Origin of the sequence: Streptomyces sp. NPDC002698 (assembly GCF_042888945.1) — a bacterium.
In the GTDB taxonomy this organism is placed as follows: domain Bacteria; phylum Actinomycetota; class Actinomycetes; order Streptomycetales; family Streptomycetaceae; genus Streptomyces.
On sequence record NZ_JBIAQM010000012.1, the window covers coordinates 218,636 to 242,393 of the forward strand.

Below are 23,758 nucleotides of genomic sequence, written 5' to 3' on the forward strand. Positions count from 1 at the left end.
CCGCCCGCCCTCCCCGGCTCCCCCTCCACGACCTCACCCCCCTTTCGACTACGAGAGTCCGCCGCCATGTACGAGCTGTCCCGGGTCCGCCTCTACTCCATCGGGCCCGCCGGTGCGCGTTACGCCGACACCGTGCTGGACCTGCGCGGAGTCGGCGAGCCCGTGCCCGACCCCGCGCCCACCCAGGCGGAGTTCTTCGCGGAGGAACCGGTCGGCCCGCCGCGCCGGCCCGCGCCCGCCGGTGTGCTCTTCCTGGAGAACGGCGGCGGCAAGTCGGTGCTGCTCAAGCTGATCTTCTCGGTCATGCTCCCGGGCCACCGCAACACCCTGGGCGGCGCCAGCTCCGGCGTGCTGCGCAAGTTCCTGCTCGCCGACGACTGCGGACACGTCGCGCTGGAGTGGCAGCACACGCTGACCGGTGAGTGCGTGGTGGTCGGCAAGGCGAGCGAGTGGCGGGGACGGCAGGTCTCGAACGACCCGCGGAAGTTCGCGGAAGCCTGGTACTCGTTCCGGCCGGGACCGGGGCTCAGCCTGGACAACCTGCCCGTCGCCGAAGCCACTTCGGTACGGCCGCCCGTCGAGGGCGCTTCCGGAGCGCAGGGGCGGCGGCGCACCATGAAGGGCTTCCGCGACGCGATCACCGAGGCCGGCAAGGCCTACCCGCACCTGGAGGTGCACTGGGAGGAGATCCACGACCGCTGGAACGAACACCTCGGCGACCTGGGCCTGGACCCCGAACTCTTCCGCTACCAGCGGGAGATGAACGCCGACGAGGGCGAGGCCGCCGGCCTCTTCGCGGTCAAGAAGGACTCCGACTTCACGGATCTGCTGCTGCGCGCGGTCACCGACACCCGCGACACCGACGGGCTCGCCGACCTCGTCGGCGGCTTCGGCAACAAGCTGGGGCGCAGGGCCGAGCTCATCGCCGAGCGCGACTTCACCGCCGGTTCCGTGGATCTGCTCGGCCGGATCGTCGACGCCGCCGGGTCAAGGGCACGCGCGCGTGACATCCACACCGGCGCCGAGCGGCGGACCAGGACCCTGGCACGCCGGCTGTCCGCGCGGGCCGTGCGGGAGCGCGTGCGCGCAGGTGAACTCGCCCAGCGCGTGACCGCCGCCGCGTACGCCGTCACCCACGCCGAGGGCGCCCGCGAGCGCAGCGCCCTGATCGCCGCCGAACTCGCCTACCGTCACGCCTCGCTGGCCCTGGCCGGCGCGGAGAAGTCGGCCGCCGCGCAGAAGCGCGAGCTCGCCGACGCGCGGACCCTGCACGCCGCCTGGCAGGCCGCCGAGGCCGTGCTGCGCCACCGTGCCGCCGCCGACCGTTCCACCCGCGTCGCCGACGCGATCCGCGAGGCCGAACGGGACGCCGCTCCCGCGCTCGCGGCCCGTGCCACGGCCGCCGTCGATCTCGTCCGCGCGCTGCACCGGGCCGCCGAGGGCGCCGAGGCGCTCGCCAACGAGGAGGAGGAGCGGTCCTCGGGCCTCCAGGAGGCCGGCGAGACGGCGCACGCCGACGCGACGGCCGCCGCCACCGCAGCGCAGCGCGCCCGCAGCGAGGTCGGGCATCTGCGCCAGCGGCTGTCCGAGGTCGAGCAGGAGACCACCGAGGCGGTCCGGGCCGGCTGGCTCGACGACACCGCCCCCGACGCCGACCCGGCCAGGGCGGCCCTCGCCGCCAGCGACGCGGAGAAGAACGCCGTCGCCGCCTGGGACACCGCGCGTGAGGCCTCGCGCCGCGCCGCCGACCAGGCGCGGGAAGCGGCGTCCGCCGAGTCCCGCGCCGAGCTGACGGCCGCCCGCGCGGCGGACGCGGCGACGGCCGCGGAGCGGTCGTACGAAGCGGAGCGGCTCACGGCCGAGGCCCTGGCCCAGGAGGAACGGCTCGCGGAGCTGCTCAGCCTGCCGGGCACCGGCACCCGCCTCGGCGTTCCCCAGCCGCGCCGTGACACGGACCCCGACGGCCCCGTCGGCTCGCCGGCCGGTCCGCCGCTGGCTCCCGAAGAACTGGACCGGTGCGCCGACGAACTCCGAGGGCTTCTCGACGAGACGGTCGCCTCGGCCGAGCGGCAGCTCTTCGAACTGCGCACCGCGGCGGCCGACGACGCCCGGATCCTCGGGGCGCTCGGCGACGGCGGGCTGCTGCCGCCCGGCCCCGACGTCCTCGCCGCCGTCGAGTACCTCGGCGAGCACGGCATCCCCGCGTTGCCCGGGTGGCGCTACCTCGCCCAGGCCGTCGACCCCGTCGACCACGCGCGCGTCCTGGCCGCCCGGCCCGAACTCGTCGACGGCGTGATCATCACCGACCCGGACACCCACGCGCGGGCCCGTGACGTCCTCGGCGAAGCGGCGCTGCTGCCCCGCTCGACGGTGGCCGTCGGCACGGCCGCCGCCCTGCTCGCCCCGACCCCGGCCGCCGACGCGGACGACGGCGGCGTCTTCCTCGTACCGCCGAACCCGGCCATGCACGACGAGCACGCCGCCGACGAGGAGCGCCAGGCCCTGCGGGCCCGGACGGGTTTGCGGGACGAAGAGATCCGCACGCTCGCCGCTCGCCTGGGCAAGGACCGGGAGCTGGCCGCGCGCCTCGCGTCCTGGCGCACCGGCTGCCCCGCCGGGCGGCTCACCGAGCTGGCCGCGACCGCCCGCGACGCGCGCGCGTTCGCGGAGGAGAGCGAGGCCGAGCTGGCCGAGGCCCGCACCGTCCGGGCGGAGGCCGACGAGACGGCGGCCGAAGCGGCCCATGTACGCGACGAGCGGCAGGAGGCCGCGCAGAAGGCCCGGCGTGCCGCCGACGCGCTCGCCGGACTCGCCTTCCGGCTGCGTGAACGCGCCGGATGGCAGGTCAAGCTCCGCGAACTCGCCGACGAGGCGGCGGAGTCGGAGGCCCGCGCCCAGGTATGCCTGGAACGCGCCCGCGCCGCCGACGAGGACCGCCGCGCCGCCCAGCGTGCCGCCGACGACGCCCGCCGCACGGCCCGCGCGCTGCGCGCCGAACGCGCGGAGATCGCCGGGGCCCCCGACGAGGTGACACACGACGGGACGGCCGCGGCCAAGGCCTCGCTGCCGGCGCTGCGCGAGGCCTACCGGGCCGCGTCGCAGCTCTACGAGAAGGTCGGCGTGGGCGCCGACCTGCGGGCCGAGCAGGCACGGGCCGAGAGCGACGAGAGCGCGGCCCTCACGGAGCTGAACCGGCTCAGCAACAAGGTCCGCACCCGAGCCGGGCAGCTCCTGGAGTCACCGGACGGCTCGGACGGCCCCTCCCGGCAGGCCGCCGCGGCACGGGCCGAGGAACTGGTGCAGCTCCTGGAGACCCGGATGTCGACCGCGAGCGAGCAGCTCGGACGGCTGCGCGGCGAGGCGGAGCGGCACGCGCCCGAGGAGGGCGAGGTCCACACCGAGCTGGCGGAGGAGCTGGTTCCGGTCGACACCGAGCAGGCCCAGGCCCTCCTGCGCACCGCCACGACCGAACTCGCCTCCCGCACCGATGAGTTGAACCAGGCCCGCGAGGCGCACGCGGGGTTCCTCGACGCCCACCGGTCCGCCGAGGACGGGGCCGGCGGCTTCGACGAGACGGCCGCACTCCTCAGGGACCTGCTCCGCGAACACGTCGACGAGGAGCAGGACGAGCCCGAGCCCTATCCGGGCACGCTCGACGAGGCACGGAACTCCGCCGCCGAGAGCCGCCGCTCGCTGCGCGGCTGCGCCGCCGACCTGACCACGGCCGAGGCCGCCGTCCGTGAGGCCTGCGACATCCTCGTGCGTCACGCCAACTCCACCCGCTACGAGCAGGTACGCACCCCCGCCCGGCAGCAGATCCGCGAGCTGCCCGCCTCCTCCCTGCCCGAGCACGCACAGAAGTGGTCGGACGCGTTCGCGCCCAGGCTGCGTGTGCTGACCGACGAACTGGCGCAGCTGGAGCGCAACCGGGACTCGATCGTGGACCGGCTCCGCGGGCTCGTCGAGTCCTCCCTCGCCACCCTCCGCTCCGCCCAGCGGCTGTCCAGACTGCCGGAGGGACTGGGGGAGTGGTCCGGACAGGAGTTCCTGCGCATCCGCTTCGAGGAACCCGACCAGGCCACCCTCACCGAGCGGCTCGGCGAGGTGGTGGACGACGCCACCCGCGCGGCGGTCAAGAAGAACTCCGACATGCGGCGCGACGGCATGTCGCTGCTGCTGCGCGGAGTCAGCGCCGCGCTCCAGCCCAAGGGCGTCGCCGTCGAGATCCTCAAGCCGGACGCCGTGCTGCGCGCCGAACGCGTCCCCGTCGGACAGATGGGCGACGTGTTCTCCGGCGGCCAGCTCCTCACCGCCGCCATCGCCCTGTACTGCACGATGGCGGCGCTGCGCAGCAACGACCGCGGCCGTGACAAGCACCGGCACGCCGGCACCCTGTTCCTCGACAACCCCATCGGGCGCGCCAACGCGACGTATCTGCTGGAGCTCCAGAGGGCCGTCTCGGACGCGCTCGGCGTCCAGCTCCTCTACACCACCGGCCTGTTCGACACGACCGCGCTCGCCGAGTTCCCCCTCGTCATCCGGTTGCGCAATGACGCCGACCTTCGCGCCGGGCTGAAGTACATCAGCGTGGAGGAACATCTACGGCCGGGACTGCCCCGCGAGGCCCCCGCCGGGGAAACGGTGCACACCGAGATCACCGCGACACGGATGTTCAAGCGACCGGCGCCGGTCACCCCGTAGCGACGGAGCCGTGGGACGGGGACGGGTGGGGAATCGCGTGCCGCCGGCGACGCGGTTCCCCGCACTGTTCTCCATGGTGTGCTCGTCCACCCGGGCTGCTTCCTCCCGGTACGGCCGCCGGAGCGAAACTGTCCGGCGGCCGCTCCCCGCACGCCTGAGCCGTGATAACCGACGTCGGCGGCTGCCGCTCCGCTACGAGTGCGACAACTGTCCGGCCCCGCCCCGCCTGCGTATCCGCTCCTGGGCCCGCGCGGTGATCCGTGCCTGACGCCTGGCCTTGCGGCGCTCGCGCCGCAGCGCCCGCGCCGTGCTGCTCGGCACCGACACCACGCCGTTCCGCTGGTTCCACACCTGCCGCGTCACCCAGACGTCAAGGGCGGCCCAGGTGGCGACGACCGTACTGGCCACGCTGCTGAGAACCATCGGGAAAGCCAGCCAGGACTCCGCCATCGTGCACAGGAACGCGACCACGGCCTGTATCAGCGTGACCGCGATGACGAGTACCGCACGCACGGCGGACGTACGCACCGGATCGGGCAACCGGCGCTTGCGCGCGGGCTCCTCGATCCACAACGGCCGGTAGTACGCCCGCTCTTCGTGGTCCTCGTATCCGTTCGTGGCAGCGCTCTTCTCCTCGGCCCGGCCGCCCCTGTCGGGGGCGGTGTCCTGGAGGTCCGCCGTGCCGGGCCCGTCCGCCGCCGACCGCGCGTCCGGACGGCCTTGCCGCGCTGCCGGAATGCTGTCATCCGGTGCCCGGGTGGCCAGTTGTGCCGCCTTTCGTGTCGCAACCTCTGCAGCGGGTGACCCGCTCCGCTCCGCCGTGCCCATCAACTTGTCACTCCCCACCGCCCAGCAGTCCTCTCGCACGGGTGTCTCGCGACCCCCGCCCCCCAGTGGCTGCCCGGCTTGCGTTCTTTTACGCCGACTGAGCGCGGCATGCGGCACCTGTGGCCGATTCCGCCCCCAATTCCCGTACTGACAGACGAACGGCCCGCCCCGAAGATTCCCGCCGAGCGAAGAATTTCGGCCAACTGACAAAGTTCCCCGATCCGATGGGATCCGGCCCCAACTGCCATATCCAGGGGAGCAATCTCCCCCAATGAACGGACAACTCCCCATGTCTCGTTCCCCGTCGAGCCGGAACCACCCCCCGGACGCTCTTCGAGTCGGCTCCGTGTCAGTAGTAGGCTCACGCCGTTTGTTGACGCACATGTGTACCCCCGGCCTGGAGGGGGTCGAGCTGGGGGAGGCCATGCGCTTTCGCGGGAAGTCCATCCGCCGGAAGATTGTGGCGCTGCTCCTCGTGCCCCTGGTGTCGCTGGCCGCGATCTGGGCTTTCGCCACCCTGCTCACGGGTCGTGAGGCCAGCCAGCTCTTCAGCGTTTCCGAAGTCGTGAAGAAGATCGGCTACCCGACCGAGGACACCGTCAGGGTTCTCCAGCGGGAACGCCGCCAGACACTCGTCTACCTGGCCGATCCCCGCGCGTCCGACGGGCTCGCGGCGCTCAAGCGCAGCCGTGACGCCACGGACCGCGTCCTGGCGAAGGTCCGCGGCAACGCCAAGGACAAGAGCGTGCGCGAGGAACTCGGCGGGGGTACCGCGGAGCGCCTCACCTCGCTCCTGGACGCCGTCGACGGGATCTCCTCGCTGCGCAGCGGCATCGAGGACGGCACCTTCGACCGCGTCCAGGCCCTCGGCCTCTACGACCGTCTCATCGATCCCTGCTACGTCCTGCTGGCGAACCTGCACGTGGTCGACGACGTGGAACTGGACAAGGAGAGCCGCGCCCTCGTCAATGTGTCCCGCGCCCGCGAACTGCTCTCCCGTGAGGACGCCCTTCTCGGCTCCGCACTGGTCGCCGGTCACATCACCCGGGACGAACTCCGCGAGGTCTCCGACCTCGTGGCCCAGCGCACGCTGCTGTACGACATCAGCCTGCCGCTCCTTCCCGCCGCGGACCGCGCCCGCTTCGAGCGCTACTGGGGCAACGCCGGCACCGGGCCGCTGCGCGCGGCCGAACAGGCGGTCGCCGCCTCCACGGACGGCTCGCCGAGCGGCGTCACGGCGAAGAGCTGGGACGGCGCGGCCGGGCACGTGCTCGCCGAGCTCGGTGAACTCGAGGACCGGGCGGGTGACCACTACCGGGACCGCGTCAGGCCCGTGGCCCTGGGTGTCGTCCTCCAGGCCGTCGGCGCCGGCGTGGTCGGACTGATCGCCCTGCTGATCTCGCTCGTCATGTCCGTACGCATCGGCCGGAGCCTCATCCGCGACCTGCGACGCCTGCGCATGGAAGCCCACGAGGCGTCCGGTGTACGGCTTCCCAGCGTCATGCGCCGGCTCTCCGCGGGCGAGCAGGTCGACGTCGAGACCGAAGTGCCGCGCCTGGAGTACGACAGGAACGAGATGGGTGAGGTCGGCCAGGCCCTCAACACCCTTCAGCGCGCCGCCGTCGAGGCGGCCGTCAAGCAGTCCCAACTGCGTGAGGGCGTCTCCGAGGTCTTCGTCAATCTCGCGCGCCGCAGCCAGGTGCTGCTCCACAAGCAGCTCACCCTCCTCGACACCATGGAACGCAGGACCGAGGACACCGACGAACTCGCCGACCTGTTCCGCCTCGACCACCTGACCACCCGTATGCGCCGCCATGCCGAGGGACTCGTCATCCTGTCCGGCGCGGCGCCGTCCCGGCAGTGGCGCAAGCCCGTCCAGCTCATGGACATCGTCCGCGCCGCCGTCGCCGAGGTGGAGGACTACGAACGCGTCGAGGTGCGCCGACTGCCACGCGTCGCCGTCACGGGTCCCGCCGTCGCCGACGTCACCCATCTCGTGGCCGAGCTCCTGGAGAACGCGACGGTGTTCTCGCCGCCGCACACGGCCGTCCACGTCGTCGGTGAACGCGTCGCCAACGGCTTCACCCTGGAGATCCACGACCGCGGCCTCGGCATGACCGCCGAGGCGCTGCTCGACGCCAACCTGCGGCTCGCCGAGACCCCCGAGTTCGAACTCTCCGACACCGACCGGCTCGGCCTCTTCGTGGTCAGCAGGCTCGCCCAGCGGCAGAACGTCCGCGTCTCGCTCCAGCCTTCCCCGTACGGCGGCACCACCGCGGTCGTCTTCATGCCGGACGCACTGCTCACCGACGACGTCCCGGACACCAACGGCATCGGATTCCGCCTCGACCGCACCCTGCCCGCCAAGGAGCGCAAGACCCAGGAGCGGGCCGGCGCGGCACTCACCGAGTCGTCGGCGCGTCTGCCCGGTCTGCCCGCCTCGGTCCTCGACGGCCCCGTCGAGCTGGACGCGCCCGTCGACCTGGACACGCTCACCGGCTTCCCCGGCGCTCTCGGCGACGACGACAGCGAACGCGGAGGACTGTTCCGGCCGCGGCGCTCCATCACCGGGGTTCCCGCAGGGCGGCACCAGCAGACCGGCGACGGCGACGAGCCCGCCGGTCCGGTGGAAGGCGACCGTCCGGACGGTGCTCCGGTCCCCTTGCCGCGACGCGGGACCCCCAAGCTCGTCAGCTCCCACGGCCGTCCGGTCACGACGGCCGGATCATGGCGCGGCCAGACGGACGAGGGCACGAACCAGGACCTCGAAACGCGGCAGGACTCCGGACCGGGCGAGAACGCGGATCACCGGGAACACCGTGTGCCCGAACTCGAAGGCACGAAGCCACTGCCCAAGCGGCGCGGTGAGCGATCCGCCGCCTCGGTCCGGCGCGGCGGTGAGCGCGCCGGTTCCCCCGGGGCACGCGGAGCCATCGGCGGACCCGGGAGACCCGCTCTCCACGAGGCACCCCAACCTCCCGGAACTCCCGGTCTCCGTGAGGGCACCGAACGTCCGGACGCACCTGGCCGCCACGACGCCCCGGCTCTGCCCCGGCGCACTCGTACCACGGCGTCCGCCGCGAGCCCGGAGGAAACGACTTTGCGCCGCGACACCACGCCGGGGCAGGCGGAGGCGGGTACGGCCCCGCTTCCCCGGCGTGTCCGGCAGGCGAACCTGGCCCCGCAGCTGAAGGACGGACCGGCGCGGCTCGCCGAGCGCGGCAAGAGCCGCGACGGCACGGGTCCGGACCCCGCCGAACGGGACGCCGAAGAAGTACGCAGCCGTATGGCCTCGCTCCAGCGTGGCTGGCAGCGCGGCCGCGAAGAGAACGCCGAGGGCGACCAGGCCCAGGACGGCTCAGCACGACGAACGACAAAGGGGGATGGTCGATGACCGCACCGAAGGCCGCAGGGCCCACCGCGACCAGCAATGTGTCCGGTGAGCTGAACTGGCTGCTCGACGAACTGGTGGACCGCGTCGCCAGTATCAACAAGGCGATCGTGCTCTCCGGCGACGGCCTTCCCACAGGGGCCTCGAAGGACCTCACCCGGGAGGACAGCGAACACCTGGCCGCCGTCGCCTCCGGCTTCCACAGCCTCGCCAAGGGCGTCGGCCGGCACTTCGAGGCGGGCAGTGTCCGCCAGACCGTCGTCGAACTCGACGAGGCCTTCCTGTTCGTCACGGCCGCCGGCGACGGCAGCTGCCTCGCCGTCCTCTCGGACGCCGACTCCGACGTGGGCCAGGTCGCGTACGAGATGACGCTGCTCGTCAAGCGAGTCGGCGTACATCTGGCCTCCAGCCCGCGCACCGATCTGCCCTCGGGCGGGTAGTGGGATGACATGAGCGGAGACGGTCAGGGAAGACGCCACTGGTTCGACGACGAGGCGGGACCGGTGGTCCGCCCGTACGCCATGACCCGCGGCCGCACCACCAGCGCGGCCCAGCACCGCCTCGATCTGATCGCGCTGGTGGTCACGGAACAGCACGCCGAGGACCCCGAGGCGGACCACACGCTGTCCCCGGAACACGTGGACATCGTCGAACTCTGCCGTGGTGTCCCCCAGTCGGTCGCCGAACTCGCGGCGGAACTCGATCTGCCCATCGGAGTGGTGCGGGTCCTGATCGGCGATCTGGTGGATGACGAAATGGTCCATGTGACACGTCCTGTTCCCCCTGCCGAACTGCCGGACGAGAGTATTCTGCGCGACGTGATCAGCGGCCTCCGGGCGCTCTGAGCTCGGCGGAAACGAGGAACAGACGTGACAGGCTGGCAGTTCTGGGTCGACCGGGGCGGGACCTTCACGGACATCGTCGCGCGGCGCCCCGACGGACGGCTGCTCACGCACAAACTGCTGTCCGACAATCCGGACCGCTACGCCGACGCGGCCGTCGCGGGCGTCCGTGAACTCCTCGGCGGCGAGGAGGACGACGCGGGCGCCCGGGTCGACGCCGTCCGCATGGGCACCACCGTCGCGACCAACGCTCTCCTGGAACGCAAGGGGGAGCGCACCCTCCTCGTCACCACCCGGGGTTTCCGCGACGCCCTGCGCATCGCCTACCAGAACCGCCCGGCCATCTTCGCCCGCGCGATCGAACTCCCCGAACTGCTCCACGAACGCGTGATCGAGGTCGACGAACGGATCGCCGCCGACGGCACCGTCCTTCGTGCCCCCGATCTGGACGCCCTCGCCGCATCCCTCCAGGAGGCGTACGACGACGGCATCCGCGCGGTCGCCGTGGTCTGCATGCACAGTCATCTCCACCCCGCCCACGAACAGGCCGTGGGCGAGCTGGCGACACGTGTCGGCTTCCCGCAGGTCTCCCTCTCCAGCGAGGTCAGCCCGCTGATGAAGCTGGTGCCGCGCGGTGACACGGCCGTCGTCGACGCCTACCTGTCGCCCGTGCTGCGCCGCTACGTCCAGCAGGTCGCCGCCGAACTCCGGGGCGTACGGCTGATGTTCATGCAGTCCAACGGAGGCCTCGCCGAGGCCGGACAGTTCCGCGGCAAGGACGCCATCCTGTCGGGTCCCGCGGGCGGCATCGTCGGCATGGCCCGGATGTCGCAGCTCGCCGGCTACGACCGCGTCATCGGCTTCGACATGGGAGGAACGTCCACGGACGTCTCCCACTTCGCCGGAGACTACGAACGGACCTACACCACCCGGATCGCGGGGGTCCGGCTGCGCGCCCCCATGCTCGACATCCACACGGTCGCCGCGGGCGGCGGATCGGTGCTCCACTTCGACGGCTCCCGCTACCGCGTGGGCCCCGACTCGGCCGGAGCCGCCCCCGGACCCGCCTGCTACCGCAACGGCGGTCCGCTGACGGTCACCGACGCCAACGTCGCCCTCGGCCGTGTCCAGCCCGCCCACTTCCCGAAAGTGTTCGGCCCCGGCGGGGACCAGCCCCTCGACGACGCTCTCGTCCGGGACCGGTTCACCGCCCTCGCCCGAGAGATCCACGACAGGACCGGCGACGCCCGTACCCCCGAGCAGGTCGCCGAGGGCTACCTGCAGATCGCCGTGGCCAACATCGCCAACGCCGTCAAGCGGATCTCCGTACAGAAGGGCCACGACGTCACCCGCTACGCGCTCACCACGTTCGGTGGCGCCGGCGGCCAGCACGCGTGCATGGTCGCCGACTCGCTCGGCATCCGCACCGTCCTGGTCCCGCCCATGGCCGGCGTCCTGTCCGCCCTCGGTATCGGACTCGCCGACACCACAGCCATGCGCGAACAGTCCGTCGAAGCACGCCTCGAACCGTCCTCGATGCCCGGCATCCTCAAGACCGCCGACGATCTGGAGAGCGCCACCCGCGCCGAACTCCTCGCCGAGGACGTCCCCGAACACCGCATCCGGATCACCCGCCGGGCCCAGCTCCGTTATGACGGCACGGACACGGCACTGACCGTCGAGCTCACCGAACCCGACACCATGACCCACGCCTTCGAAGAACGTCATCACGCCACCTACTCCTTCACCCTCGACCGCCCGGTCGTCGTCGAAGCCCTCTCCGTGGAAGCCACCGGTCTCACCGAACCCCCCGACCTCTCCGCCCTCGCACCACGCGAAGCCGGACCCGCGTCCCGCCCGGCCACCGCGCCGACCGTCCGACTCCACACCGACGGCTCCTGGCGCGAAGTGCCCCTGCACCGCCGCGAGGAACTCCCGCCCGGTGAGACCGTGGACGGACCCGCGATCATCGCCGAGGCAGGCACGACAACCGTCGTCGACGACGGCTGGCGGGCCGCGACGACCGACGACGGGCATCTGGTCATGGAACGCGCGACGGTCACGGAGAGTTCCGATCTCGGCACGCAAGCGGATCCCGTTCTGCTCGAGGTCTTCAACAACCTCTTCATGTCCATCGCCGAACAGATGGGCGCCCGACTCGAGTCGACCGCCCAGTCCGTCAACATCAAGGAGCGCCTGGACTTCTCCTGCGCCCTGTTCGACCCCGACGGCAACCTGGTCGCCAACGCCCCCCACATCCCGGTCCACCTGGGCTCCATGGGCACGAGCGTGCAGGAGGTCGTCCGGCGGCGCGGCGACACCATGCGGCCCGGCGACACCTACGCCGTCAACGACCCCTACCACGGCGGCACCCACCTTCCCGATGTCACCGTGATCACCCCGGTCTTCGGCACGGAGAGTGAGCGGATCCTGTTCTACGTCGCCTCGCGCGGCCACCACGCGGAGATCGGCGGCATCGCCCCGGGCTCCATGCCGGCGAACAGCCGGACCATCGACGAGGAGGGCGTCCTCTTCGACAACTGGCTGCTCGCCGAGAACGGACGGTTCCGGGAGGCGGAGACACTGGCCCTGCTCACCGGGCCGCCCCACCCGTCGCGCAACCCGAGGACGAACCTCGCCGACCTGCGCGCCCAGATCGCAGCCAACCGGAAGGGCGTCGACGAAGTCGGCCGCATGATCGAGGACTTCGGGCTCGACGTCGTCCAGGCGTACATGAGACACGTCCAGGACAACGCGGAGGAGGCGGTGCGCCGCGTCATCGACACGCTCGAGGACGGAGAGCGCGCCTACGAGACGGACTCCGGGGCGGTCATCCGGGTCCGCGTCTCCGTGGACCGCGCGGCACGCTCGGCCACCGTCGACTTCACGGGCACGTCCGCACAGCTCGCCACCAACTTCAACGCGCCCTTCGCCGTCGTCAACGCCGCGGTCCTGTACGTCTTCCGCACCCTGGTGGACGACGACATCCCGCTCAACGACGGCTGTCTGCGCCCCCTGCGCATCGTGGTGCCGCCGGGATCGATGCTCGCTCCCGAGCCCCCGGCCGCCGTCGTCGCCGGCAACGTGGAGACGTCCCAGGCGATCACCGGCGCCCTCTACGCGGCCCTGGGTGTGCAGGCCGAGGGCTCCGGCACCATGAACAACGTCACCTTCGGCAACGAGCGCCACCAGTACTACGAGACCGTGGCCTCCGGCTCGGGCGCCGGCGACGGCTTCCCCGGTGCTCCCGTCGTGCAGACCCATATGACCAACTCGCGGCTCACCGACCCCGAGGTCCTCGAGTGGCGACTGCCCGTCAGGCTCGACGAGTTCGCGATTCGACACGGCAGCGGCGGCCCCGGACACTGGCGGGGCGGCGACGGCGCCGTACGACGCATCCGTTTCCTGGAGCCGATGACCGTCTCGACACTCTCACAGCACCGCAGGGTGCCGCCGTACGGCATGGCGGGCGGCGGGCCCGGCGCTCTCGGCGTCAACCGGGTCGAGCGCGCCGACGGCACCGTCACGGAACTCGGCGGAAGCGATGCGGCGGACGTCGGACCCGGAGACGTACTCGTCATCGAAACCCCCGGCGGCGGGGGCTACGGCCCACCGTCGCACGACCCCCACACAGCAGGAGAAGAGATCGATGATCTTCGGGCGTTCTGAGCGCGGCAAGCCTCCGGTCGAGCCCGTCACGCTCAAGATCCTTGTCGCGGGCGGCTTCGGCGTGGGCAAGACGACCCTCGTCGGCGCGGTCAGCGAGATCAGGCCGCTGCGCACCGAGGAAGTCCTCACCGAGGCGGGCCGGCCCATCGACGACATCAGCGGTGTGGAGGGCAAGCACACCACGACCGTCGCCATGGACTTCGGCCGGATCACGCTCCGCGAGGACCTGGTGCTCTATCTGTTCGGGACCCCCGGACAGGACCGTTTCTGGTTCCTCTGGGACGAGCTCGCCACCGGTGCCCTGGGCGCCGTCGTGCTGGCCGACACCCGCCGCCTGGAGGACTGTTTCGCCGCGGTCGACTACTTCGAGCGGCGCTCCATCCCCTTCGTGGTCGGAGTCAACTGCTTCGAGGCCGCGTCCCGTTACCCCGCGGACGCCGTCCGCCAGGCCCTCGACCTCGACCCGGACGTACCCGTCGTCCTGTGCGACGCGCGGGACCGGGAATCGGTCAAGGAGGTCCTCATCCGCGTCGTCCAGCACGCCATGGCGCAGGCGGCCGCCGCCCGTGAGGCCGTCACGACCTGACGCACGCACGGCCCCGCGGCCGCCACGTCGCGTGGGTGCGGCCCGTACCCCCGCCGACCGGGGTACGGGCCGCGGTCATGTACGCGCGCGTGCCTCACCCGAGCCGCACGCGCGCGGGCGCCGGGGTCATTCGACGGTGTCGTCGTGCCAGCCGAAGCTCTTCTCCACCGCCTTGCGCCAGTTGTCGTACTCGCTGTCGCGCGCCGAGGCCTCCATGGACGGCGTCCATTCGACGTCCTTCTGCCAGTGCGACTTCAGTTCGTCGAGGTCGTTCCACACCCCGGTCGCGAGCCCCGCCGCGTACGCGGCACCCAGACAGGTCGTCTCGGAGACCTTCGGACGGATCACCGGCACGCCGAGGACGTCCGCCTGATGCTGCATCAGCAGATGGTTCTTGGTCATGCCGCCGTCCACCTTCAGGGTGGTGATCCGTACCCCGGAGTCCTGGTACATGGCGTCCACGACCTCACGCGTCTGCCAGCTCGTGGCCTCCAGGACCGCCCGTGCGAGGTGCGCCTTCGTGACGTACCGCGTGAGCCCGGTGACGACACCGCGCGCGTCCGAGCGCCAGTAGGGGGCGAACAGGCCCGAGAAGGCGGGCACGATGTACGCGCCGCCGTTGTCCTCGACGCTCGCCGCCAGTGTCTCGATCTCGTCGGCGGAACGGATGATGCCCAACTGGTCCCGGAACCACTGGACCAGGGCGCCCGTGATCGCGATCGACCCTTCGAGGCAGTAGACCGGGGCCTCGGTGCCGATCTTGTAGCCCATGGTGGTCAGCAGTCCGTTCTTCGACGGAACGGGCCTGTTGCCGGTGTTCAACAGCAGGAAGCTGCCCGTGCCGTAGGTGTTCTTGGCCGTGCCGACCTCGTAGCAGGCCTGGCCGAACACCGCCGCCTGCTGGTCGCCGAGCGCCGACGCGACCGGCACACCGCCGAGCTGGCCCACGGCGGCGCCGTACACCTCGGCGGAGGACCTGATCTCGGGGAGCACCGCTTCCGGGATGTTCATCGCGGAGAGGATGGACGGGTCCCACTGGAGGGTGTCCAGGTTCATCAGCATGGTGCGCCCGGCGTTGGTCACGTCCGTGACGTGCCGACCGCCGTCGGTGCCGCCGGTGAGGTTCCAGATGAGCCACGAGTCGATGGTGCCGAAGGCGATCTCACCGTGCTCGGCGCGGGCGCGCAGGCCCGGGACGTTGTCGAGCAGCCAGGCCGCCTTGGGCCCGGAGAAGTAGCTCGCCAGCGGGAGTCCGGTCTGCTCGCGGAAGCGGTCCTGGCCGTCCGGGCCGCCCAGTTCGTTGCACAGCGCCGACGTGCGGGTGTCCTGCCAGACGATGGCGTTGTGGACGGGCTTGCCGGTGGCCCGGTCCCACAGAACCGTCGTCTCGCGCTGGTTGGTGATGCCGAGCGCGCTGAGCTGGTCGGGGCGCAGTCCGGCCTTGGCGAGCGCTCCGGCGACCACGGCCTGCACCTTGGCCCAGATCTCGGTGGCGTCGTGCTCCACCCAGCCCGGTTTGGGGAAGATCTGGCGGTGTTCGCGCTGGTCGACGGCGACGATCGCGCCGCCGTGGTCGAAGATGATGCAGCGGCTGGAGGTGGTGCCCTGGTCGATCGCGGCGACGTACTTCTCGGATGTGTCCGTCATGTCGTCCCCTCGCGTGTTCTTCGTCAGGAGGCTGCTGTCTCGTCAGGAGGCCGCACTTCGGGTGGTGGCGATACGTCAGAAGGCCACGTTGTAGATCCCGGCGCCTACGGCGGCACCCGCGATCGGGCCGACCACCGGGATCCAGGAATATCTCCACTCCGAAGTGCCCTTGTTGGGGATCGGCAGCAGTGTGTGGGCGAGGCGCGGCCCCAGGTCGCGGGCCGGGTTGATGGCGTACCCGGTGGGGCCGCCCAACGAGAGACCGATGCCGACGACGAGGAAGGAGATGAGCAGGACCGGCAGCCCCGCGTCGCCGATGCCGGCGACGTGCTTGTCGCCGCCGACCATGCCGAGGATGGGAAGCATCAGGGCGGCGGTGGCGATGATCTCGGTGATCAGGTTCTGTACCGGATTGTCGATCTCGGGACGCGTCGAGAAGATTCCCAGCGTCTCGATGGCCTTGTCGTCCTCGGCGTTGAGGTTGAACTGTCCGAGGTAGAGCAGCCAGCACAGGACCGCGCCGATGACGGCGCCGGCGAACTGGCCGAGGAGGTAGAAGGGCACGTCCGACCACTTCGTGGAACCCTCGATCGCGAACCCGATGGTGACCGCCGGGTTGATCTGCCCTCCCGACAGCGGCGCCGAGGTGTAGGCACCGGCCAGGACGCCGAAGCCCCAGCCGAAGGTGATGACGATCCAGCCCGCTCCCTGGGCCTTCGATCTGTTCAGGGTGACTGCGGCGCACACACCCGCGCCGAAGAGAATCAGAATCGCTGTGCCGATCAACTCGCCGACAAAGATGTCTCCGTTGCTCATGGCGGCTCCTGGACTCTCGCCCGGAACGATTCGCTCCGGGCCACCGTGCAGAGTGCGTTCCCATGGCTGCTTCAGCCGAAGGCAGGGAGTTCCCGCGCCCCGCCCGGCGTCCGTGACGAGCGTGCAGTCGCTGTGGAATCGCCTGTGGGGAACGGCCCTGGGCTCGGGTCGGAACCCGAGCGGTGCGGTGCCTGATGGCGCCCGATAGCGGCGATGCCGACGACACCCGGAAGTGTTCACCGGCGCCCAGGGGGCGTCAAGGTCGTGGACCGTACTGGTTGGAGGCGCGAAATGGACGTGCCGCGAAGGGGCATCGGCGCCGTACGAGTGGACCATTTCCGGCCAGACGGCCAGACGGCCAGACGGCCAGACGGCCAGACGGCCAGACGGCCGGATTGCCAGACGGTCGGATGGTCATGCGATCGGTCGTCAGGTAGCCGGATGATTAGGCGGTCGAGTGATCGGACAGTCGGGTGGTCATGTGATCGGATGTTCGCCTCGGTCGAGCGGGGTGAGGTGCCCGGCCGGGCGGGGCGAGGCGCTCGGTCGGTTCAGCCGGTTCAGCCGGTCAGCGTCTGCCCGTACGACTCCGTCGGACCTGTCCCGGTGCCGCGCCGGATCTCATGCCCGGGCAGCCCCGCCCGCCCCAGCACCCAGCTCGCCCCGTCCAGAGCCTTGGCGGCCTGCTTGAGGGGTGCCAGAGAGGTGGCCGCCTGCCGGTGGTCGATCACGCTCCCGGGCGCGCACAGCACCGTGGCCAGCGACAGCGTGACCGCGCGGCCGCCCGCGGACCAGGGTGTGTCGAGCACCGACGCGGCCAGCGGGTCGAGGGTGTCGGGGTCGGCGAGGACCAGGAAGTCGTCGCCGCCGATGTGGCCGACCAGCGTCGCCTCGGACGCCGAGTGCTGGAGCATCCGGCCCACCGCCCGGATCAGCTCGTCGCCGGCCGCGAACCCCGCTCCGTCGTTGACCTGCTTGAAATGGTCGATGTCCAGCCAGCTCAGTGCGAACATCCGGCCGTCCGCGATCCGCCGGTCCACCTCCCCGGTGATCGTGTCCGAACCGGGCAGCCGGGTCAGCGGGTTGAGTCCAGCCGCCTCCTCGACCCGGCTCTCCGACAGCGCCCGTACGAGGTCCGCGAGGCGTACGACGCCCACGCACCGCCCGTACCGGTCGACGACCGCGACATCGTCGGACGTACGGTCCCGGTCCCCGTCCGCGACGACGTCGAGCACTTCCCAGGCCGTGGCGTCGACGCCGACCGTACGCGGAGCGTCACCCAGTTTGGCGGCGGGCCGGTCGGCGTACAGGGCGTGCCCGTAGCGCCCGGACATCGACAGCAGGAAGCGTGACCGGTGCACCGAGCGGACCGGTATCCCGAACGGATCCACGAGCAGCACACCGGACACGTCGGGCGACCCGGTGAGCAGGGCCCTGACCTCTCCGGCCGACGCGCTGGCCGGCAGCAGCGCGGCCGGGCGGACGAACTGCACCACGGACGGCCCGGACCGGGGTACGCCGCGGACGGCGGGTGACAGCGCCGGAACGTATACGTCCGCCGAGGGCAGCCGGGCGGGCGGGGCGAACAGATCGCCCTGCGCGAGCTGTGCGCCCGCCGACACCGCGGCGGCGCACTGCAGTTCCGTCTCGACACCCTCGACGGACAGCAGCGCGCCGAGCTGTTCGCACAGTGTCCGCATCGCCCGGACCGCCGCGGGCCGCGACAGCAGGGACACGTCGAGCTTCATCAGCTCCGGGGCGAGATCCGTGAGCAGGCGCAGCGGTACGTCGCCGTCGCCGATCCCGTCCGCGCAGATCCGGAAGCCCTCGCCGCGCACGGCGGCCACCGCCTCCAGCAGGGCGTGCTGCGGCACGTGCATGTACGGCGGGACGATGTCGACGGTGATCTCCCAGGGAAGCCGTCCGGCCTGCCGTACCTCGTTGCGCAGCGCGGAGAGCCGGCCGAGGTCGGCCAGTGTCCCGGCGAACACGTTGACGTGCAGGGGGAGCAGCGTCTCCCTGCGGGCGGCGGCCCGGATGGCCAACGCGGCCAGCCGGCCGTCCAGTTCGGGCTCGCGGCGGGCTCGCGCCAGGATGTCGCCGGACTCCGGACGGGCGAGCGTCTCCAGCGCCGCGACTCCTCCGGTCGTCAGATTGACGACCGGTTGGAAGGCGAAACGGACCATATCCGTCCAGGAGGGCACAGCAGCATGGTCCCGCCGACGGGGTACGCCGGTGGGCGATTCACGAGGTGTTCACGCAGGATTCCGGGGTCGTCACAGTAGGTGTGGAGGAGGCTCCGGGCGCGCCGCGCGCATCGGCTCCCCGGCGTGACGCGCACGCGGTGCGGCCCGTGTCGGACAAGGCGCTCGGGGCGTCTCAGGGAGCAACCGCGGGCCGGCCGGGTCCTCCGGATCCCTCCGGTCCGGTGGGGCCGCCGCGTGACTACCGAACCGCCACTACCGAAGAGCCGTGGCCGAACAGCCCCTGGTTCGCGGTGATCCCCACCCGGGCCCCGGCGACCTGCCGGTCACCCGCACCGTCGCGCAACTGCCAGGTCAGCTCGCACACCTGGGCGATGGCCTGCGCCGGAACGGCCTCTCCGAAGGAGGCGAGACCGCCGCTGGCGTTCACCGGTACGCGTCCGCCGAGTGCCGTGGCGCCTTCTCGCAGGAGTTTGGCGGCCTCGCCCTCCCCGCAGAGCCCGAGGTCTTCGTACCACTGCAGTTCCAGCGCGGTCGACAGGTCGTAGACCTCGGCGAACGAGAGATCCTCGGGGCCGATACCCGCCTCCTCGTAAGCCGCCCGGGCGATGGACGCCCGGAAGGTCCCGGCCGCGGGCTCGACGGTGGCCGCCGAGTCCGTGGCGATGTCCGGCAGATCCAGCACGGTGTTCGGGTAGCGCGGCGACACGGTCGACACCGCGCGGATCCGCACCGGGTCGGCGACCCCGTGTCGGTGTGCGAACTCCATGCCGGCCAGCACCACGGCGGCGCCGCCGTCCGAGGTCGCGCAGATGTCGAGCAGTCGCAGCGGATCGGCGACCACGGCCGACGCGGCGACCTCCTCGGCCGTGACCCGCTTGCGGTAGCGGGCGTTGGGGTTGAGCGCGCCCAGGGCCGCGTTCTTCACCTTCACCTGGGCGAAATCCTCCGGGGTGTCGCCGTACAGAGCCATCCGGCGTCGTGCGTACAGCCCGAAGTACGTCGGATTCGTCGCCCCGAGGACACGGAAGCGCAGCCAGTCCGGATCGTCCGGCCGGTCCCCGCCGGCGGGACGGAAGAACCCCTTGGGTGCCGCGTCCGCGCCCACCACGAGGACCACCTCGGCGAGGCCGGAGAGTATCTGGGCGCGTGCTGTGCCGAGCGCCTGCGCCCCGGAGGCGCAGGCCGCGTACACGCTCGCCACGCGTGCTCCCTGCCACCCCAGGGCCTTCGCGAACGTCGCCCCCGCCACATACCCCGGATAGCCTCCGCGCACGGTGGACGCGCCCACGACCGAGTCGACGTCCCGCCAGCCGATCCCCGCGTCGGTCAGTGCCGCGTGCGCCGCGGCGACCCCGTACTCGACGAAACGGCGCCCCCACTTGCCCCACGGGTGCATCCCCACACCCAGCACCGCCACATCACCGGTCATGCCGTCACCCCCGTCCGCCCCGAGTCCTTCATGCGGTCACCCCTGCAGGCCGCCAGTGCCACGTCGTCCAGGTCGTCTCCTCGTCCTCGTGCAGCACACCGGGGACGACCTCCACCTCCATGCCCACCGTCAGGTCGGCGACGGTGATCCCGGGAACCGCCTGGCCGAGCACCACGAGGCGCTCGGATTCCAGTTCCACGGCGATCAACGCGTAGGGCTCCCATTCGAGTTCCGGATCGGTGACATACGGTGACGGAGGCCGGTACCGGCTGTCCGTGTAGGACCAGACGCGTCCTCGGGGGGACAGAGGCACCTCCGCCAGCTCGCCGCCCGCGCATCCCGGATTGCGGCAGAAGGCGTCCTCACGGGGGAAGAACACCGAGGCACACGCCGAGCACCGTGTGCCGAGCAGGCGGAAGTCGTTCCCTTCCCCGGTGAACCACCCGGTGACGACAGGTGTGCGTGTGCGCGACACGGTCCCTCCAGGACACTCGATCTGACGGAACGTCAGAAGTGTGCCACGAGGGGAGGCGATTGGGCAGGGCGTCCGCACGGACCGACGGGTGCCCGCGGACGCCGGAGCGCCGGCCGCGGCGGACCGCGGCACGGGGTGTGCCTTCGGCCGCCCCATCCGCCCCGCCCGAGCCGTTCCACCTCGGGCGCCTCATCGGGGCCAACCCGAAGACGCCGGTTCGGTGATGGACTACAGTCCGCGACGTGTCCGAAACCCCGCACCCACCTGCCGACTTCGCGCCCGATTCGCACTGCTCGAGCTGCGGCGCCCCCTACGGAGAGGGCATCTCCGGCTGGCCCCGCACCTGCGCCGCCTGCGGCACGGTCGCCTACCGCAATCCGCTGCCGGTCGCGGTGGCCCTGCAGCCCGTCTACGACGACCAGGGTGCCGCCCTGGTCGTCATCACCCGGACCATCGCCCCCGCGCGCGGGGGCGTGGCCCTGCCCGGAGGCTTCATCGACCACCGGGAGGACTGGCGGCAGGCCGTCGTGCGCGAGCTCAAGGAGGAGACGGGCATCGACGCGGCGAGCAGGGAAGTGCGGCTCGCCGACGCGATGAGCTCTCCGGCGGGCCATCTGCTGCTCTTCGGGCTCCTCCCGGAACGCCCCGCCGCCGAACTTCCGCGGTCCGCCGCCACCGACGAGACGGAAGGCTGGCACCTGCTGCGCCGGCCCGCCGAACTCGCCTTCCCGCTCCACACCCTGGCGGCCCGTGCCTGGTTCGACGGGCGGTACATCTGAGGGTCAGGGACGGGGTCCCCCGAGTCCCCGCACCCGTACGGGGTACGCCGGCTCGCCCAGGCCCCCCGCGCCGTCGGCCCGTCGCACCACCACCTCGTCCTCCTGCCAGCCGGACACATGGCGCTGGGCCTCCGGTTCCTCCCACCCGTCGCCCGGGTCCGGCACGAGGAGACCGCTTCCGCCGCTTCCCCGCGGGGGTGCCCACGCCTCCAGCTCCAGACCACCGTCGGCACCGCGTACGGGCAGAACGGCACCGGCCCGCGCGAGCACCGGAATCCGTGACAAGGGGGCGTCGACCACCACCTGCGCGGGTCCCTCGTACACCTCCTCGGTGACCGTGTCGTACCAGCGCCCGCGCGGCAGCTGCACCGTCCGCCGGACCGCACCCGGGTCCAGCACCGGCGCCACCAGGAGGCTGTCGCCGAGCAGGAAGGCGTCCTCGCAGTCGCGCAGCGCCCGGTCCTCGGGACTGCCCCACCACAACGGCCGGACGTAGGGAGCGCCCGTGCGGCGCGCCATGTGCGCCAGCGTCATGAAGTACGGGAGCAGCCGCCGTCGTTCGACGAGCGCCACGCGCGCGTGCTCCAGCACCTCGTCACCGAACTCCCAGGGCTCCCTGCGCCCGGCCCGCAGACTCGCGTGCGTGCGGAACAGCGGGAGGTACGACCCGAGCTGGAACCACCGCAGATAGAGCTCGGGCGACGGGCTGCCGTCGAAGCCGCCCACATCGGGTCCCGAGTAGGGCACCCCGCACAGCCCGAGTCCCAGCACCAGGGACAACGACGCCCGCAGCCCCGGCCAGCCCGTGGCCACGTCCCCGGACCACGTTCCCGCGTAGCGCTGCAGTCCGGCCCAGCCGGAACGCGAGAACAGGAACGGCCGCTCCTGGGGCGCGAGTTCACGAAGGCCCTCGTAGGCGGCCCGGGCCATGCCCAGCGCGTACACGTTGTGCGCCTCGCGGTGGTCACCCCCGCGGCCCTCCAGGGCGTGCCGCGCCGAACGCGGCAGCGTCGGCTCCCCGAACGCCGTGAACGACGTCGGCTCGTTCATGTCGTGCCAGAACCCCGCGAACCCCTGGGCGAGCCGCTCCTCGTAGAGACCGCCCCACCACGCGCGCGCCCGCGCGGCCGTGAAGTCCGGGTAGACCGCCTCCCCGGGCCATACGACGCCCCGCACGAGCCGCCCCGAGGAGTCCCGGACGAAGGCGTCCTCGGCGAGGCCGCTGTCGTACACGGCGTTGCCCGGCTCCGCCTTGACGGCCGGGTCGATGACGGACACCAGCCGGATTCCGTCGCGCCGCAGCTCCTCGGCGAGCACGGGAAGCTTCGGGAACCTGTCGCGATCGACGGTGAACACCTGGTGGGCGTCGTAGTGGTCGATGTCCAGGTGGACGGCGTCCAGCGGCAGGCCCCGCTCCTGGTAGCCCGCGACGATCCTCCGCACCTCCTGCTCGCTGCCGAAGCCCCACCGCGCGTGCTGGTGCCCGAGCGCCCACGCGGGCGGCAGAGCCGCGGCACCGGTCAGCGACGCCCAGGAGTGCAGCACGCGCGCGGGAGTCCCCACCATCATCCAGCAGCGCAGCGGTCCGCCGTCCATGCGCAGCTCGCACGATCCGGCCCGGTCGTGCCCCGAACCGGCGCCTTCCTTGCCCTCGCGCAGGATCACCGTGCCGTCCCAGGACGTGTCGTGGAACACGAGATGCGTGCCCGCGTCGGCGACGACCATCTGCACGGGCATCGTGAGGTACAGCGGATCGTCGCCCGGCCCGAAGGCCTGTCCCGGATCCGTGTTCCACAACCGGTACGTCCCCTCGCGCAGCCGGAGCCCCGCAGCCCGGCCGCCCAGACCGAAGAACCGTGCGTCGGCCGCCACTTCGGAACGCTGCATCCAGCGGGCGGCGCCGCCGTCGACGGGTTCCCACCACCGGGGCGGCAGATCCCGGCGCAGGACCACACCACCGGGCGTGAGGACCTGGACCGCGCCGTGCCGTGAGACCGCTACCGTGACCCGCTCGGCCACGACGCGCCAGCCGCCGTCCTTGTCCGGTTCCAGAACGGCCCGCGGGTCGGGTTCCGGGGAACGGCCCGCGAGGGCGTACGACGGCTCCGGCGCGACCGCGTCCCAGCCCCAGAAGACCGCCCCGCCCACCGTGACGGTGATCCGCAGTTCCGAGCGGGTGAAGCGGACGACCCCGCCACCGGGGCCCGGCTCCACACCGAGCACGGGTCCCGGTACCCGTGCCCGCTCGGCCCCCCGCTGCGGCAACCCGGCGGCGTCGGCACGCCTCCTGCGCCACGCGGCTCGTACTGTGAGCAACCCCTGAGTGGTACCCCCCGAGCCGACCGCTTTCACCGAACGCACCAGGTCACGACCGTCCATGCTGCTCAC

The 23,758-nt window shown here is 72.0% G+C and carries 14 protein-coding genes; 7 read left to right on the forward strand and 7 right to left on the reverse strand.

The window, feature by feature from the left end; genetic code table 11:
* Positions 1–66: 66 nt before the first annotated feature.
* Complete coding sequence (locus ACFYW9_RS19725; protein WP_389151663.1) at positions 67–4,701, forward strand: hypothetical protein; 4,635 nt, start codon at positions 67–69, stop codon at positions 4,699–4,701.
* 192 nt (positions 4,702–4,893) lie between these two features.
* Here ACFYW9_RS19725 and ACFYW9_RS19730 read toward each other — a convergent pair whose 3' ends face one another.
* Positions 4,894–5,529 (reverse strand): hypothetical protein, encoded by a 636-nt coding sequence (locus ACFYW9_RS19730; RefSeq protein WP_389151666.1) that lies wholly within the window; start codon positions 5,527–5,529, stop codon positions 4,894–4,896.
* A 424-nt stretch (positions 5,530–5,953) separates the two neighbouring features.
* Here ACFYW9_RS19730 and ACFYW9_RS19735 point away from each other — a divergent pair, with 424 nt between their 5' ends.
* From ACFYW9_RS19735 to ACFYW9_RS19755, 5 genes are read left to right on the forward strand one after another with little or no spacing between them, the layout of a single operon-like run.
* Positions 5,954–8,923: a nitrate- and nitrite sensing domain-containing protein gene (locus ACFYW9_RS19735; RefSeq protein WP_389151727.1), complete on the forward strand. Its 2,970-nt coding sequence runs from the start codon at positions 5,954–5,956 to the stop codon at positions 8,921–8,923.
* A complete protein-coding gene (locus ACFYW9_RS19740) occupies positions 8,920–9,360 on the forward strand; it encodes a roadblock/LC7 domain-containing protein (protein ID WP_351862594.1) in 441 nt (146 codons plus the stop codon). The genes ACFYW9_RS19735 and ACFYW9_RS19740 overlap by 4 nt, the downstream gene beginning before the upstream one ends.
* Positions 9,361–9,369: 9 nt before the next feature.
* Positions 9,370–9,765 carry a DUF742 domain-containing protein gene (locus ACFYW9_RS19745; RefSeq protein WP_328666732.1) on the forward strand — a complete coding sequence of 132 codons (396 nt, stop codon included), beginning with the start codon at positions 9,370–9,372 and terminating at the stop codon, positions 9,763–9,765.
* A gap of 24 nt (positions 9,766–9,789) precedes the next feature.
* A complete protein-coding gene (locus ACFYW9_RS19750) occupies positions 9,790–13,431 on the forward strand; it encodes a hydantoinase B/oxoprolinase family protein (protein WP_389151671.1) in 3,642 nt (1,213 codons plus the stop codon).
* A complete protein-coding gene (locus ACFYW9_RS19755; protein ID WP_328454704.1) occupies positions 13,412–14,017 on the forward strand; it encodes an ATP/GTP-binding protein in 606 nt (201 codons plus the stop codon). The genes ACFYW9_RS19750 and ACFYW9_RS19755 overlap by 20 nt, the downstream gene beginning before the upstream one ends.
* Positions 14,018–14,143: 126 nt before the next feature.
* Here the strand turns inward: ACFYW9_RS19755 and glpK are convergent, their stop codons facing one another.
* The 5 genes from glpK to ACFYW9_RS19780 all read right to left on the reverse strand — a co-directional run bounded on the left by glpK (position 14,144) and on the right by ACFYW9_RS19780 (position 20,591).
* Positions 14,144–15,664: a glycerol kinase GlpK gene (glpK, locus tag ACFYW9_RS19760; protein ID WP_389151673.1), complete on the reverse strand. Its 1,521-nt coding sequence runs from the start codon at positions 15,662–15,664 to the stop codon at positions 14,144–14,146.
* A gap of 75 nt (positions 15,665–15,739) precedes the next feature.
* Positions 15,740–16,480 (reverse strand): MIP/aquaporin family protein, encoded by a 741-nt coding sequence (locus ACFYW9_RS19765; RefSeq protein WP_351862597.1) that lies wholly within the window; start codon positions 16,478–16,480, stop codon positions 15,740–15,742.
* A 560-nt stretch (positions 16,481–17,040) separates the two neighbouring features.
* Positions 17,041–18,684, reverse strand: coding sequence for an EAL domain-containing protein (locus ACFYW9_RS19770; protein WP_389151676.1), 1,644 nt, complete (start codon positions 18,682–18,684; stop codon positions 17,041–17,043).
* Between the two features lie 241 nt (positions 18,685–18,925).
* Entirely contained in the window at positions 18,926–20,116 is a 1,191-nt protein-coding gene (locus ACFYW9_RS19775; protein ID WP_389151679.1) for a lipid-transfer protein, read from the reverse strand.
* 28 nt (positions 20,117–20,144) lie between these two features.
* Positions 20,145–20,591: a Zn-ribbon domain-containing OB-fold protein gene (locus ACFYW9_RS19780; protein WP_389151683.1), complete on the reverse strand. Its 447-nt coding sequence runs from the start codon at positions 20,589–20,591 to the stop codon at positions 20,145–20,147.
* A gap of 242 nt (positions 20,592–20,833) precedes the next feature.
* Here ACFYW9_RS19780 and ACFYW9_RS19785 point away from each other — a divergent pair, with 242 nt between their 5' ends.
* The gene (locus ACFYW9_RS19785; RefSeq protein WP_389151686.1) at positions 20,834–21,370 is read left to right on the forward strand and encodes an NUDIX domain-containing protein; all 537 of its coding nucleotides are present in this window, start codon (positions 20,834–20,836) and stop codon (positions 21,368–21,370) included.
* 3 nt (positions 21,371–21,373) lie between these two features.
* Here ACFYW9_RS19785 and ACFYW9_RS19790 read toward each other — a convergent pair whose 3' ends face one another.
* Complete coding sequence (locus ACFYW9_RS19790) at positions 21,374–23,749, reverse strand: TIM-barrel domain-containing protein (RefSeq protein WP_389151689.1); 2,376 nt, start codon at positions 23,747–23,749, stop codon at positions 21,374–21,376.
* Positions 23,750–23,758: the final 9 nt, after the last annotated feature.

Coding starts and splice junctions, on each gene's coding strand:
- ACFYW9_RS19765 (WP_351862597.1), bottom strand. CDS start 16,480: ATGAGCAACGGAGACATCTTTGTCGGCGAGTTGATCGGCACAGCGATT.
- ACFYW9_RS19775 (WP_389151679.1), bottom strand. CDS start 20,116: ATGACCGGTGATGTGGCGGTGCTGGGTGTGGGGATGCACCCGTGGGGC.
- ACFYW9_RS19725 (WP_389151663.1), top strand. CDS start 67: ATGTACGAGCTGTCCCGGGTCCGCCTCTACTCCATCGGGCCCGCCGGT.
- ACFYW9_RS19735 (WP_389151727.1), top strand. CDS start 5,954: ATGCGCTTTCGCGGGAAGTCCATCCGCCGGAAGATTGTGGCGCTGCTC.
- glpK (WP_389151673.1), bottom strand. CDS start 15,664: ATGACGGACACATCCGAGAAGTACGTCGCCGCGATCGACCAGGGCACC.
- ACFYW9_RS19730 (WP_389151666.1), bottom strand. CDS start 5,529: ATGGGCACGGCGGAGCGGAGCGGGTCACCCGCTGCAGAGGTTGCGACA.
- ACFYW9_RS19755 (WP_328454704.1), top strand. CDS start 13,412: ATGATCTTCGGGCGTTCTGAGCGCGGCAAGCCTCCGGTCGAGCCCGTC.
- ACFYW9_RS19745 (WP_328666732.1), top strand. CDS start 9,370: ATGAGCGGAGACGGTCAGGGAAGACGCCACTGGTTCGACGACGAGGCG.
- ACFYW9_RS19740 (WP_351862594.1), top strand. CDS start 8,920: ATGACCGCACCGAAGGCCGCAGGGCCCACCGCGACCAGCAATGTGTCC.
- ACFYW9_RS19790 (WP_389151689.1), bottom strand. CDS start 23,749: ATGGACGGTCGTGACCTGGTGCGTTCGGTGAAAGCGGTCGGCTCGGGG.